Genomic DNA, 13,022 nt, shown 5'->3' with positions numbered 1-13,022 from the left:
AAACCAGGCCATGGCTGGCCTGGGGCCGGATGAGGAGGCATCAGGCGATGAAACTCAGGCAACAGGCTCCAGCAGCTGTACGCCGGAAGCGGTGTTGGAAATCGGGATGTGATAGTTGCGGTGGACTTCGCGTACTTGCTCGCCCAGCGCGCCACGGGTGGCCAGCCACATCAGCAGTTCGATGCCTTGCGTGCCCGCGAGTTCGACCAATTGATGAATGCTGAACTGCGTGGCCCAGCGCGGGTCCTTGACCAGGCTGTCCATGAACTCCAGGTCGAAATTCTTGTTGATGAAGCCGGCGCGTTCTCCGTCGAGCTGGTGCGACAGGCCGCCGGTGCCCAGGAAGGCCACCCGTTTGCTGCTGTCCCAGTTGCGTACGGCCTGGCCGATGGTGGCGCCCAGGTCGTAGCAGCGCTTGGCGGAGGGCAAGGGGAACTGCACGGTATTGATGTTGACCGGTACAACCGTCACGGGCCACTGCTGATCGGGCCAGAGCAAGGTCATGGGCAATGTGAATGCGTGGTCCACCAGCATTTCCTGACAGGTGACCGGGTCGAACTCATTGGCCACCAGGGCTTCGATCAGGTGCCACGACAACGTTTGCTCACCCTTGAATGCCGGGACTTGCGGGATGCCCCAACCCTCGTCGGCATTGCTGTAACTGGGCGCTGCGCCGATGGCGAAGGTCGGCATTTTGTCGAGGAAGAAGTTCAGGCCGTGGTCGTTGTAGAACACGACGACCACATCCGGGCGCTGGCGGGCCAGCCATTCCCGCACTGGCGGGAAACCATCGAAGAAAGGTTTCCAGTAGGGATCCTGCTGCAGCTCCAGCGCAATGGCGCGGCCGATGGCGGGAACATGGGAGGTGAGGATGCCGCCGACGATGGTTGCCATGATGAATGTCCTTGTCTTTTTTGTCTGTGAGGAGGCGCGGGCTCAGTCCTTGGCATAGGCCAGCAATTTGGCCTTGAAGGCATCTTTGGTCATGCCTGTCTGCTGGGCGCCCAGATCCTGGACATCCAGCTTCAGGATGCCGGCGAATTTCGCCAGGTAATAGACATTGCCGCCAGCGTCGATCAACTGCAGCACATTGCGGTTGCGGATGGCCGAGCGCTGGGCTTCGTTCAGGCCATAGCGGGCACAGTAGGCGTCTTCGTTGGCCAGGAATTCCGCGCGGTTGGCCGCATCGTTGAAGGAAAAACACATCTTGTTCAGGGCATAGCCGCGCATGGCCAATTCGCCATCGAACAATTTGGTACCTGGAATTTCGTGTGACATGCCTGCCTCCGCAAGGGGATAATGGCGTCATTATTCCCTTGTCATCAGTATGGATAAAGGCCGATTCAGTCATGAAACCCATGAACGATTTCGATCATTTGGATTTGGATGGCAGGCTGTTGCAGTTGCTGTGGGTGGTGTATGAGGAAGGTTCCGTGACGCGCGCGGCGCAGCGCCTGGGAGTGACTCAATCTGCCGTCAGCCACGGACTGGATAAGCTGCGTGCCATTGCGGGCGATGCCCTGTTCGTGAAGTCGGGCCGGGGCATTGCGCCGACCGCCATGGCGGGGGTGCTGGCCGAGCGGGCGCGCGGCTTGCTGGATGAGTTGCGGCATTTCACGCTGGCTGCGGGCTTTGAGCCGGCACGGCTGAACATGAGCCTCACCATTGCCGCCAACGACTTGCAGCGCGATGCCCTGTTGCCTACCTTGTTGCGGCGCCTGCGGGCGCAGGCGCCGGGTGTCAGCCTGCATGTCGTGCCCTCCGGCGCGCCGACCCCGGCGGTACTGCGCGAGCAGCATTGCGACTTGCTGATTACGCCGCGCCCACCGCTGGGCGACGACATCTATCAGAAACGCTTGTTCGAGGATAACTATTGCATTTTCTATGATGCCGCCCAGTGCGCTGCGCCCGCCAGCATGAAGGCGTATCGCGCGGCGGAGCATGTGACGGTCTTGTATGAGCCCAGGCGCATGCTGGATATCGACGAATGGATGTTGCGCAAAGGCGTGCAACGCCGTTTCGTCGCGACGGTGCCTGGCATGGCCGCGCTGGGTGCGATGCTGCATGGCGGGCCATGGATTGCGACAGCGCCGTCGCTGTTGGCCGTGGGTGCGCTGCGCGGCCTGGCGACAGCACCGCTGCCGCTGGAGGCGCCGCCCATGCCCATGTATATGGTGTGGCACCAACGCCACCAGGACGATCCGGTGCACCGCTGGCTGCGGGCGCATGTTGTGGAAGTTGCGCAGCAACGCGGTGAAGTGAGCTATACTTTGCGGAATCAAGGGGAGTAGCTTACCTTCCGAGTCATCGTCATGACGGATGAACGCCTGAATTCTGGCTTTTATCCCGGTGTCCGGGCGGCTTCGTGCCGCAAGCAAGACCTTGCCGTAAGGGCAAGGTGCGTGCATGGGAAACTCCTCCTCAGCATGTGGCCTGGTCCTGGTGGATCGGGCCATTTTTGTTTCCGGGTGTCATCATGCGGAATGGCAAAGGGTCCGATCTGGTTTTCAGATCAATGAATTGCCTGTTTTGAGGATAGACGAACCATGCTGGAATTTTTTCAGACCCTGAGCTGGGCCGCTGTTTTCCAGATCATCTTGATAGATATTCTGCTCGGTGGCGACAATGCCGTGGTCATTGCGCTGGCCTGTCGCAATCTGCCGGCGGACAAACGCATGAAGGGCATTCTGTGGGGCACGGCAGGCGCGATCCTGTTGCGCGTCGCCCTGATCGCGTTTGCCCTGACCTTGCTGGAAGTCCCGTTCCTGAAGATCGTGGGCGCGGTGTTGCTGGTCTGGATCGGTATCAAGCTGCTGATTCCCGACCATGATGCGCATGGCAAGATAGAAGGTGGTGCGTCAGTGTTTGCCGCGGTCAAGACCATCATCATTGCCGACCTGGTCATGAGTCTGGACAACGTGATTGCCATCGCTGGCGCTGCGCAGGGTGCGCACGCCGACCATCAGCTGGGGCTGGTGATCTTCGGTTTGCTGGTCAGTGTGCCCATCATCATCTGGGGCAGCACGCTGGTGCTCAAGCTGATTGATCGTTTCCCGCTGGTGGTGGTGTTTGGTGCGGGCCTGCTGGGCTGGTTGGCTGGCGGCATGCTGCTGACAGACGCCGTTCTCAGGGACCATGTTGGTGAGGTGTCCAACCTGATGCATATTGGTGCCGGTGTGCTGGGCGCCGCGCTGGTGGTCGGTGTCGGCCTGTGGCTGGGCCGTCGCAAGCAGGCAGGTGCGGCGCACTGAGTACGCTCAGGGCTGCCGGGGCGCCAGGCTGGCGCCCCATGAAAAATCCCCGCTGGCATCGCTGTCAGCGGGGATTTTTGTATCAGGGGCGACTCGGGTGCCGATCATTCAGGCACCACCCAGGCTGTACTGGGCATGAGAGGCGGCGTGGTGCGGGTGTGGTACCGGACGCGGCACAGAAAACCTGATGGGTTCAGCCAGTGGCTGTGCAGGTGTTGCGCAGGCGCCAGGTGGAATCTGGCGCGCCCGACAGGAATCGAACCTGTATCGAGAGCTTCGGAAACTCTAATTCTATCCATTGAACTACGGGCGCAGAGCCAACGATTGTACTCTGCTTTTCCGTTTCCGTGTGCAGCCGTGATTCAGGCAGGTGCAGACGGGCAAATCACGGCGTGGTGTCCGTGGGGAAGGTCATGTCTGCATAGCGTACAAAACGGGTTTTCCTGACCAGGCGGTAGCCCAGCCAGATGGCCAGGAACAGGGGGATGCCGACATACGTGGCGATGGCGCCAACCCAGTCGATGCGCTCCTGCAGGAAGGCGTTGTAGTTCTGCCCCAGCGTGATGATCAGGCACAGGATGAAGGCAAATATCGGGCCGAACGGAAACAGGCCGGCGCGGTAGGGCAGGGCGTCCAGGTCCAGGCCGCGCTTGATGTAGCCTTTGCGGAAGCGGTAGTGGCTGACCGAGATACTGATCCAGGCGATGAACTCCGTCATGCCGGCGGTATTGAGCAGCCAGATATAGACAATCTTCGGGCTGAAGATGGAGCTGACGAAACATAGCGCGGCCAGGGCGGTGGTCGCCAGCAGCGCGTAAAGCGGTACGCCGTTGCGGGTCAGGCGGGCCAGGACGCGCGGTGCCTTGCCTTCGGTGGCGAGATTGAACAGCATGCGCGTGGCGGCATACATGCCGGAGTTGCCCGCCGACAGCACCGATGTCAGGATCACGGCGTTCATGACAGCGGCGGCCGACAGCAGGCCGGCGCGCTCGAAGACCAGCGTGAAGGGGCTGACGCTGACATCGGTGACATCGCTGCGCAGCAGCTGTGGGTCGGTATAGGGAATAAGCAGGCCGATGACCAGGATGGCCAGCACATAAAACAGCAGGATGCGCCAGAACACCTGCTTGGCGGCCTTGGGGATGTTCACCCGGGGGTTTTCCGACTCCCCGGCGGCGACGCCTATCAGTTCCGTGCCCTGGAAAGAGAAGGCGACGATCATCGCCACGCCGACCATGGCAGCAAAATTGCCGGCGAAGGGAGCGTCGCCTATGGTCCAGTTTGATACGCCTGTCCCTTCGGCACCATGGATGATGCCGGTCAGCATCGCCAGGCCGGTGATGATGAAGAGCACGACGGCCACGACTTTGATCAGTGCAAACCAGAATTCGCTTTCACCGAAGCCTTTGACGGAAATCGCATTCAGGCCGAACATCAACGCCAGGAACAGGGCGCTCCAGAGGATGCCGGGGACATCAGGCAGCCAGTAGGCCATGACGAGCTGGGCGGCGACCAGATCGACGGCGACGGTAATGGCCCAGGAATACCAGAAGTTCCACCCTAGCGCGAAGCCGAAGCCTTCTTCGACATAGCGGGCGCCGTAGGTCGCGAAAGAGCCGGAAACCGGCATGAAGGCAGCCAGTTCACCCAGGCTGGTCATGATGAAATAGACCATGCAGCCGATCAGCGCGTAGGCCAGCAAGGCGCCGCCAGGGCCGACCTGTGCAATCGTGGCGCCCGAGGCCACGAACAGGCCGGTGCCAATGGCACCGCCGATGGCGATCATGGTCAGGTGACGGGTTTTGAGCGAGCGCTGCAGGTGCGGCGCGGTACTGTCCTGGCGGGCGCCGGACGTCGTTGTAGCAGGGTGAGTCATAAAAGCGGTTGCATACCGGTAAGGTCCGGCATCATACCGCTTGGGTAATCGTGGTGCAGGGCGCGTGACGCAGGGCGGCTGCGGTGATGGCCGCCGCCCTGGCCCGGCTTATTGCTGGATGGCTTCCAGGGTCACGCGCAGCGTCACTGCGTCGCTGTTGACCGGTGCGAACTTGCCCATATTGAATTCCGAGCGCGTCAGTTGCACGCTGCCGGCGGCGCCCAGTGCGGGTTTCTTCGCCATCGGATGATCCGCCAGCACGAAGTCGTCGATGGCGACGGTGACGTCCTTGGTGATGCCCTTGATGGTCAGCTTGCCTTCGATGGACACGGGCCGATCGCCTTCGAACACGACCTTATCGGAAACGAAGGTGGCCGTCGGGTAGGCGGCGGTATCCAGGAAATCCTTGGCCTGGATATGGCCGTTGAAGCTTTCCAGGCCGGTGTTCACCGAGCGGGTGTCCACGGTGACGTCCACCTTGCCGGTCTTGGCGGCGGTATCGAGCACGATGGTGCCGGTAGCGTTGTTGAACCGGCTGGTCTGGGTGCTCAGGCCAACGTGGCGATAGGAAAAGCTGACCGCCGTGTGGGAGCCGTCAAGCACATAGGTGACCGGGGCGGCGAAAGCGGGCAGCGCAGCGCCCAGGCTCAGGGCTGCGGCCAGGCCGAGGCGGGTACTGATGCGGGAAAAGTTCATGGATGGCTCCGTGGTGAATGATGAGGAAGCGGCGGGCGCCGATTCAGGGATGGAACGGGAGGCCGCCCCTTGTCTGGTGAGGGTGTCGGGGGCGGCAGAAATGCTGTGGTGAAGGCCGACTGTGGCGTCAGGGGGCGGGGCGGGCACTCAGGGTGAAGGAAATGCCGACCTGGCCGGCCACGATATCCGTGGCGGCCCAGGGGCCTGTACCGATGTCGTAGTCGCCGCGGGTGATGTCGAAGCGGCCTTCGAAAATTCCCAGGCCGTCTTTTTCCGTGAAGCGGGCGGGAATGGTGACCGGCCGGCTTTGGCCCTTGATATTCAAGGTGCCGCTGGCTTCATAACTGCCGTCGCCGACGGCCTTGATCGAGGTGGTGGTGAAGCTGGCGACCGGATGGCCGCCCACATCCAGCCAGGATTCGGTGCGAACCTCGTCATTGCCTTCATCGGTGCCGGTATCCACGCTGTCGAGGAATACTTCGACCGAGGCGCTGCCTTGTTCGGGTTGGGCCGGGTCGAAATTGAGCTTGCCGGCGAAGCGCGGAAAGTCGCCGTCCATGGCAACGCCCATCTGCGAGTAATGGAAGCGGATCCGGCTGTTGCCGGTATCGACATCCTGGTAGGACGCTGCCATGGCGTGCCAGGGCAGCAAGGCGGCAATGGCCGCGGCGATCAGCGTTTTCATGCTTGGGAGCTCCTTTTTCCGGCGGCACAGGCGCAGCGCGGCAACATGCGCGCCAGCAGGCCGTCCTTGTCGATAAATTGGTGTTTCAAGGCTGCCAGGGTATGCAGCAGCAGCATGCCTAGAAAAGCGAAATTCAGCAAAACGTGGACTTGCGCCAGGGTGTCGCCCAGGACGCGGTCGCGCGCCAGCAGGTCAGGCAGTGGCAAAACGCCGAACCAGACGGTCTGTACGCCTTTGGCCGAGCTCATCAGCCAGCCTGACAGCGGAATCGCCAGCATCAAGGCGTACAGTGCGAGATGGCCGCCATGCGCGGCGAGGCGTTCCAGGCGGTTCATGTGCGCTGGCAGCGCGGGGGGCGGATGGCCCAGGCGGTAGCCGATGCGTACCAGGGCCAGCAGGAATACCGTGACCCCCAGCCATTTATGCCAGGAGTAGAGTTCCAGCTTGCCGGGCGAGAAGGGCAGGCCTTGCATATAGAAGCCCAGCGCTAGAATGCCGGGCATCAGCAGGGCGATCAGCCAGTGCAACAGTTTGGCAAATGGGGCGTATTGCTCGTCGCGGGAATGGGGCATCGTCGGGTAGGGCGATCAAGAGGCCGTGAAACTTGGGATGAGCAACATCTTAAGCAGCTGGCTCTGACCTGAAGATGACCGCTGGCTGACATTTTTGTCAGCCAGCGGTCAGCGGCTTGACGGCTGTTGCATGGTAGTTTTGACGCAGAACAAGGGTTGCCGGGGCCAGGAATCCAGGCGGCCGCCAGGGAGAATGAAAGCGTGCGTTTGCTGATTGTCGAAGACGAGGAAAAGACGGCGTCCTACTTGTACCGCGGTTTGACGGAGCAGGGCTATACCGTCGATATGGCCAGCAATGGCGTCGATGGCCTGCATTGCGCGCTGGAGCAGGATTACGACGTTGTGGTGCTGGATGTCATGCTGCCCTTGCAGGACGGCTTCCAGGTGCTGGCAGGTCTGCGCCAGCGCAAGTGCACGCCGGTGCTGATGCTGTCGGCGCGTGGCGATGTGAATGACCGGGTGCGCGGCCTGCGCCAGGGGGCGGATGATTACCTGCCCAAACCGTTTTCCTTCACCGAGCTGGTGGCGCGCGTGCAAGCGCTGGCGCGCCGCCGGGGCGGCGAGGCGCAGCAGGATGTGACCAGCCTGCAGATCGGGGATCTGCATATGGACCTGCTGGCGCGGAAGGTGACGCGGGCAGGCCAGCGGCTGGACCTGACGGCCAAGGAGTTCGCCCTGCTGAGTTTGCTGGCGCGCCACGAAGGCGAGGTCATGTCCAAGCTGATGATTGCGGAGCAGGTCTGGGATATGAATTTCGATAGCGATGCCAATGTGGTGGAAGTGGCGGTAAAGCGGCTGCGCGCCAAGGTGGATGCGCCGTTTGAGACCCGGCTGCTGCATACCGTGCGTGGCATGGGCTATGTGCTGGAGGAGCGTGACGAGCGCAATGGCCAGGATGGAGGGCCGGCGGCATGAGCACGGACGCTTCTGCCGCCGGGGCCGCTCATGCTGCTGCGCGGGCACGTGCACGGCACCGCTCGTCCATTACGCGCAGGCTGGTGTGCATGTTCATTCTGCTGGGCACGCTGGTGTTTGCCGCCAGCGGCGTCTGGCTGTATCGCTATCTGGAACGCACCTTGCTGGAGCAGATCAGCGGCGAGCTGGAGTTTCGCCATTCCTTGCTGGATCCGCTCTTGGCCGCCAGTGGTACGCCGGAACAATGGGCCACGGTACGCCGCAAGCTGGAAGACCTGGGCGGGCGGGATTCACGCACGCGTTATTGGGTGCTGGGCGACAACCCGGCCTATACCTTCGGTTCCGGCCCGGCCCGGCCTGAATGGTTGGGCAAGCCGGAGGGCATTTCCGTCATTCCCAATCTCACGGGCGGCAGGGCATGGGTGATCTTCACCCGTTTCATTCCCGCGCATGGCGAACGGCCGGCGATACGTTTCGTGACGGTGTCGGATTGCACGCCGTATTTCCAGACGCTGGGTAAATTCCGTCAGCGCATGGTGGTGACGTATCTGGCCGGTGTCCTGCTCATCGCCTTGCTGGCCTACGGCATCGCCCGCTTCGGCCTGGCACCGTTGCGGCGCCTGAGCGCGCAGGCCCGGCAATTGCCGGTAGGAAATTTCAGCCAGCGCCTGGATGTGCCGGCGCTGCCTGCCGAGCTGTGCGAGCTGGCGACGGCCTTCAACGGCGCGCTGGCGCGGCAGGAAGCGGCCTGGCAGCAACTGGAGGCCTTCAATGCCAATGTGGCGCATGAGTTGCGCACGCCGCTGGGCAACCTGATGGGGCAGACCCAGGTCATGCTGGCGCAGCGTCGCAGTGTGGAAGAACTGGAAAACCTGCTGGGCTCGAATATCGAGGAGATCGAGCGGCTGACCGGTATCGTCAATGACATGTTGTTCTTGTCATGTGCGGGCAGCGGCCAGCGCGCTGCGGATCTCACTGATGTGTCGCTGCGTGAAGAGGCCTGGAAAACCGTGGAATATCTGGAGCCCGTGTTTGCGGATCATGCCGTCCATGTTCAGGTAAGCGGCGATGCGCATGCGTCGATAGATCGCCGGCTGTTCCATCGCGCCCTGGGCAATCTGCTGCAAAACGCAGCGCGCCATGCGGAGCCTGGCAGTTGCGTGGAAGTGATGCTGGGCCAGCAGGGGGGGGAAGTGACGGCGGCCGTGGCGAATGTGGGGGCGCCCATTGCGCCGGACATAGAGGCGCGCCTGTTCGAGCGTTTCTATCGGGCAGACAGCTCACGTACGCAAAGCGATATGCATCATGGGCTGGGTCTGTCCATTGTGGCGGCAGTGGCGCGCATGCATGGCGGCAGCGCCAGTATCCGGCGGGAACAGGGGCGCAATGTGTTTGTCTTTACGATGCAAAGCGGCGCTGCACCGGCTGCCTGACAGGCGGCAACGAGGCGGGTCTGTAGCGGCAGCGCCACTACAGGCCCGGCTGGAACGACGGTGTCGTGTATTACTGTGCCGTCTCGGGAGTGGCGGCGCTGCTGATGGAGGCCGGTTGCGATTCCACCTGGGCCGTTGCGGCAGGCAGGGCATCCTGGCCGGAGACCGGGCTGGCGTCAGCCGGGTGGGCAGGCGCCTGTTCCGGCGCAGCCGTGGCGGCAGCATCAGCGGCATCAGACGTTTCCGCCGGTTTGCGGGCAGCAGCAGCTGCCTTGCGGGCTTCGTTGCGCTGGCGCCATGCCAGCTGGCGGGCGCGCTGGGCTTCGGGCGCCGTCACCGTGCCTGCTGCGTCGCCGTTCAGATCCACGCGTGTGGCGCCTTCGGTGAGGCAGGCCCAGTAGCGGCTGCCCTGGCACCAGGTCTTGACCGCTTCTTTCAGCTCTTCCTGGCTCAGCTTGAGGGCCTCGGACTGGGCATACAGATCATTGTGAATGCCTAGCTTGAGCGGGATTTTGTCGGCCGGCTTGCGCGGGAAGGCATTGGGGAACTGCCGTTGCAGACGGGCAATGGCCAGAACGACCGGATCTGCCGGGGGGGTGTCACGGCGAGCGCCTTTGGCGGCGGTCTTCGGGCCACGGGCAGGAGCCTTGCGCTGGCCGCGGCGTTGCTGTTGCTGGGCGTCGGCCTGAGCCTTGGCAGCCAGCTCAAGCTCCCGCTTGAGCGCGGCAAGTTGTTCAAATCCCATAATGCCTTTGATTTCCGTTGATTTTGCGACCAGCCAGCCTGAGGCATGAGTGCCGGTTCAGGCGAGGCTGGGTAACTGCATTCCGCCCGGTTGATGGGCGCAGAATCTCCCCGTTGCATGCAATAGCGGGAAGGGCTGTATGGGATTGTAGTAGTTCTTGGCGCAGGCGCCAGTCCTGGGCATGGTGGTGCAGTGTCATTGCAACGGGCTGTGATGAGATTGCAACCCTGTCAGCCCATCCATATGGCGGATGGTGGGCGGATGGCTCGCTTGGTGGCGCAGCAAAGCGGCGTTTGCCCGGTGGCCGGGGGCAAAGGGAGGGCGGATGACCCCGGAGGCCGGATGCGAGGGGGGGGCCGGCCGGATGAAGCATGGGAGGGGAATCCCTTATGAATTTAGTAAAAATTGATGTAAATCAATCAGCGGAATAAATGGTGCGGACGCACCTTTTGTGATTGGATTTTTCAGCATAGCCGCTTGTTTCCTGATTATTGAGTCATGTTGCGTTGCAATATTCCGGCGCGGGCCGTGTATGACCCCTGGTTTTCCTGTACGACCAAAGTCGCCTGTTCCCTTGGCTGAGTGAGGTCTAAATTGCCAACCAGAGGATTCCCGGCGCGTGCTGTTGTCCGAACGGGCGCATGGCAAATCCCGAGACTCAAGTAAAAAAACAGGAGACAGGCGACATGCAACCCAATGACGTTGTACCCGCCGTAATGCGGCATCCGAAGTATCAGGAGCTGCTGCGAAAACGTAGTCGCATCAGCATGACCTTCTTCATCATCACTCTCATCCTTTACGCAGGCTTTGTGCTGACGCTGGCATTTGACCCGGTGTTGTTCGGCCAGCCCATCGCGCCCGGCTACACGCTCAGTATCGGCGTGGTGTCCGGTGTGTTGATGTGCGTGCTTGCCGTGGTGCTGATCGCTGTGTATGTCAGCATTTCCAATCGTGTGTTCGATCCGCTGATCGAAGCCATTGTGAAGGATGTGTCATGAAGAAGCTGCTTACTGCCACACTGCTTTCGCTGGCTTGCACATCGCCCGCCTGGGCGGCACAGGGCCAGGCCAATACCTCGGCCATCGTCATGTTCCTGGCGTTCATCGCCGCGACCATGTTCATTACCTACTGGGCGGCACGCCGTACCCGGACGACGTCTGATTTCTATACGGCTGGCGGCGGCATCACCGGCTTCCAGAATGGCCTGGCAATCGCTGGCGACTATCTGTCCGCCGCGTCCTTCCTGGGCATCATCGGCATGGTTTATGTCAGCGGGTTCGACGGCGTGATCTACGCCATCGGCTTCTTGTTCGGCTGGCCGGTAGTGATGTTCCTGATTGCGGAGCGTCTGCGCAACCTGGGCCGCTACAACTTTGCCGATGTGACTTCGTTCCGCCTGGAGCAGAAGTCCATGCGCATCCTGGCGGCCAGCGCCTCGCTGATCATCATCGCGCTTTACCTGATCGCGCAGATGGTGGGTGCGGGCAAGCTGATCCAGTTGCTCTTTGGCCTGGAATACAAGTTCGCCATTCTGATCGTGGGCGCGTTGATGATGATTTACGTGACCTTCGGCGGCATGACGGCCACCACCTGGGTGCAGATCATCAAGGCCGTGCTGATGCTGTTCGGCGCGACGCTGATGGCCGTGCTGGTGCTGGCAGCCTTCCGCTGGGATCCCAACGCCATGGTGGCGGAAGCGGTGCGTGTTCACCCGGCAGGCCTGGCGCTCATGTCCCCGGGCTCCTCGGTCAGCAGCAATCCCATCAATGCCCTGTCGCTGGGCCTGGCCTTGGCTTTCGGTACGGCCGGCCTGCCGCACATCCTGATGCGTTTCTTCACCGTGGCCAATGCCAAGGAAGCCCGCAAGTCAGTGATCTGGGCCAGCACCTTCATGGGCTACTTCTACATCCTGACTTTCATCCTGGGTTTTGGTGCCGTGGCTTTCCTGGTGCGTCACCCCGAGTTCTTCCAGACTGGCCCGGACGGCAGCTTCGACCTCATCAAGAACCTGATCGGCGGCACCAACATGGTGGCCGTGCACCTGGCCAATGCGGTGGGTGGCAGCTTGTTGCTGGGCTTCCTGGCAGCGGTGACTTTCGCGACCATCGTGGCGGTGGTGGCTGGCCTGACGCTGGCAGGTGCTGCGGCGATCTCGCATGACCTGTATGCCAACGTGATTGCCAAGGGCCGTGCGTCCGACCGCGATCAGTTCCGCATCTCCCGTATCTCCACGGTGGTGCTGGGTGTGCTGGCGATCCTGTTGGGCATCATCTTCGAGAACCAGAACGTGGCATTCATGGTGGGCCTGGCCTTTGCCATCGCGGCCAGTTCCAACTTCCCGGTGCTGGTGCTGTCGATCTCCTGGCGCGGTTGCACGACGCGCGGCGCCACGATCGGCGGTTTCCTGGGGCTGGTGACGGCAGCTGGCTGGGTTGTTCTGAGCCAGACGGTGTGGGTGGATGTGCTGGGCTTCGCCGAGCCGGTCACGCCCTTCCCCAACCCCGGCATCCTGTCGATTCCGCTGGCCTTCGTTGCAATCTGGGTGTTCTCCAAGCTGGATACCAGCAAGCGTGCGAAGTCCGAGCAGGCCGCTTTCGATGCGCTGACCGTACGCAGCCAGACCGGTATCGGCGCGGCCCAGGCGTCCGACCACTGAGGGTAGGCAACCGGCGGCCGACAGGCCTGCCGGTTGCTGCAATGCGGCATGATTTGTGCCGGCCGGCGGGTTCTAGGCCGGTAAAAAAAGCAGTAATGTAGAAGGGATGTGGCCGGTGGCGTGCCGGTGCCTGTTCTGCCCTTTTTGCAGGGAACGAGACGGACATGGCATGGCATGCTATGCAGGTGCAGAG

Annotated in this window: 13 protein-coding genes and 1 tRNA gene; 6 read left to right on the top strand and 8 right to left on the bottom strand. The window is 62.1% G+C overall.

The annotated features are described in order from the left end of the window. Nucleotides 1-54: 54 nt before the first annotated feature. Nucleotides 55-894 carry a class III extradiol dioxygenase family protein gene (locus ACNA1V_RS03035; RefSeq protein ID WP_415832112.1) on the bottom strand — a complete coding sequence of 280 codons (840 nt, stop codon included), beginning with the start codon at nucleotides 892-894 and terminating at the stop codon, nucleotides 55-57. 42 nt (nucleotides 895-936) lie between these two features. Beyond that, nucleotides 937-1,278 carry a protocatechuate 4,5-dioxygenase subunit alpha gene (locus ACNA1V_RS03030; protein ID WP_415832111.1) on the bottom strand — a complete coding sequence of 114 codons (342 nt, stop codon included), beginning with the start codon at nucleotides 1,276-1,278 and terminating at the stop codon, nucleotides 937-939. Nucleotides 1,279-1,358: 80 nt separating this feature from the next. Between ACNA1V_RS03030 and ACNA1V_RS03025 the strand changes: the two genes are divergently transcribed. Together ACNA1V_RS03025 and ACNA1V_RS03020 are read left to right on the top strand one after the other, a co-directional pair. After that, complete coding sequence (locus ACNA1V_RS03025; protein ID WP_415832110.1) at nucleotides 1,359-2,291, top strand: LysR family transcriptional regulator; 933 nt, start codon at nucleotides 1,359-1,361, stop codon at nucleotides 2,289-2,291. Nucleotides 2,292-2,546: 255 nt separating this feature from the next. Beyond that, on the top strand, nucleotides 2,547-3,251 hold the full coding sequence (locus tag ACNA1V_RS03020) for a TerC family protein (protein ID WP_415832109.1): 705 nt from the start codon (nucleotides 2,547-2,549) through the stop codon (nucleotides 3,249-3,251). A gap of 238 nt (nucleotides 3,252-3,489) precedes the next feature. Here the strand turns inward: ACNA1V_RS03020 and ACNA1V_RS03015 are convergent. The 5 genes from ACNA1V_RS03015 to ACNA1V_RS02995 all read right to left on the bottom strand — a co-directional run bounded on the left by ACNA1V_RS03015 (nucleotide 3,490) and on the right by ACNA1V_RS02995 (nucleotide 7,080). Beyond that, nucleotides 3,490-3,564: transfer RNA gene (locus tag ACNA1V_RS03015), tRNA-Arg, on the bottom strand. 72 nt (nucleotides 3,565-3,636) lie between these two features. Then, complete coding sequence (locus ACNA1V_RS03010; RefSeq protein ID WP_415832108.1) at nucleotides 3,637-5,127, bottom strand: amino acid permease; 1,491 nt, start codon at nucleotides 5,125-5,127, stop codon at nucleotides 3,637-3,639. A gap of 108 nt (nucleotides 5,128-5,235) precedes the next feature. After that, on the bottom strand, nucleotides 5,236-5,823 hold the full coding sequence (locus ACNA1V_RS03005) for a YceI family protein (protein WP_415832107.1): 588 nt from the start codon (nucleotides 5,821-5,823) through the stop codon (nucleotides 5,236-5,238). A gap of 127 nt (nucleotides 5,824-5,950) precedes the next feature. Further along, entirely contained in the window at nucleotides 5,951-6,508 is a 558-nt protein-coding gene (locus ACNA1V_RS03000) for a YceI family protein (RefSeq protein ID WP_415832106.1), read from the bottom strand. Next, nucleotides 6,505-7,080 carry a cytochrome b gene (locus ACNA1V_RS02995; protein WP_415832105.1) on the bottom strand — a complete coding sequence of 192 codons (576 nt, stop codon included), beginning with the start codon at nucleotides 7,078-7,080 and terminating at the stop codon, nucleotides 6,505-6,507. Before ACNA1V_RS02995 ends, ACNA1V_RS03000 begins: the two co-directional genes overlap by 4 nt. 201 nt (nucleotides 7,081-7,281) lie before the next feature. On the opposite strand from ACNA1V_RS02995, the gene ACNA1V_RS02990 reads away from it, so the two are divergent. Then, on the top strand, nucleotides 7,282-7,995 hold the full coding sequence (locus ACNA1V_RS02990; RefSeq protein ID WP_415832104.1) for a heavy metal response regulator transcription factor: 714 nt from the start codon (nucleotides 7,282-7,284) through the stop codon (nucleotides 7,993-7,995). Beyond that, on the top strand, nucleotides 7,992-9,428 hold the full coding sequence (locus ACNA1V_RS02985) for a heavy metal sensor histidine kinase (RefSeq protein ID WP_415832103.1): 1,437 nt from the start codon (nucleotides 7,992-7,994) through the stop codon (nucleotides 9,426-9,428). Before ACNA1V_RS02990 ends, ACNA1V_RS02985 begins: the two co-directional genes overlap by 4 nt. A 70-nt stretch (nucleotides 9,429-9,498) precedes the next feature. On the opposite strand, the gene ACNA1V_RS02980 is transcribed toward ACNA1V_RS02985, so the two are convergent. Beyond that, nucleotides 9,499-10,173: a ProQ/FinO family protein gene (locus tag ACNA1V_RS02980; RefSeq protein WP_415832102.1), complete on the bottom strand. Its 675-nt coding sequence runs from the start codon at nucleotides 10,171-10,173 to the stop codon at nucleotides 9,499-9,501. Between the two features lie 686 nt (nucleotides 10,174-10,859). Between ACNA1V_RS02980 and ACNA1V_RS02975 the strand changes: the two genes are divergently transcribed. Continuing rightward, a complete protein-coding gene (locus tag ACNA1V_RS02975) occupies nucleotides 10,860-11,171 on the top strand; it encodes a DUF485 domain-containing protein (protein WP_415832101.1) in 312 nt (103 codons plus the stop codon). After that, nucleotides 11,168-12,829: a cation acetate symporter gene (locus tag ACNA1V_RS02970; RefSeq protein WP_415832100.1), complete on the top strand. Its 1,662-nt coding sequence runs from the start codon at nucleotides 11,168-11,170 to the stop codon at nucleotides 12,827-12,829. Before ACNA1V_RS02975 ends, ACNA1V_RS02970 begins: the two co-directional genes overlap by 4 nt. The last annotated feature ends 193 nt before the right edge of the window (nucleotides 12,830-13,022 follow it).

Origin of the sequence: Kerstersia similis (assembly GCF_965139615.1) — a bacterium.
In the GTDB taxonomy this organism is placed as follows: domain Bacteria; phylum Pseudomonadota; class Gammaproteobacteria; order Burkholderiales; family Burkholderiaceae_B; genus Kerstersia; species Kerstersia similis.
Note: the sequence above shows the minus strand (reverse complement) of the source record. Positions and strands in the feature narration are given on the sequence as shown.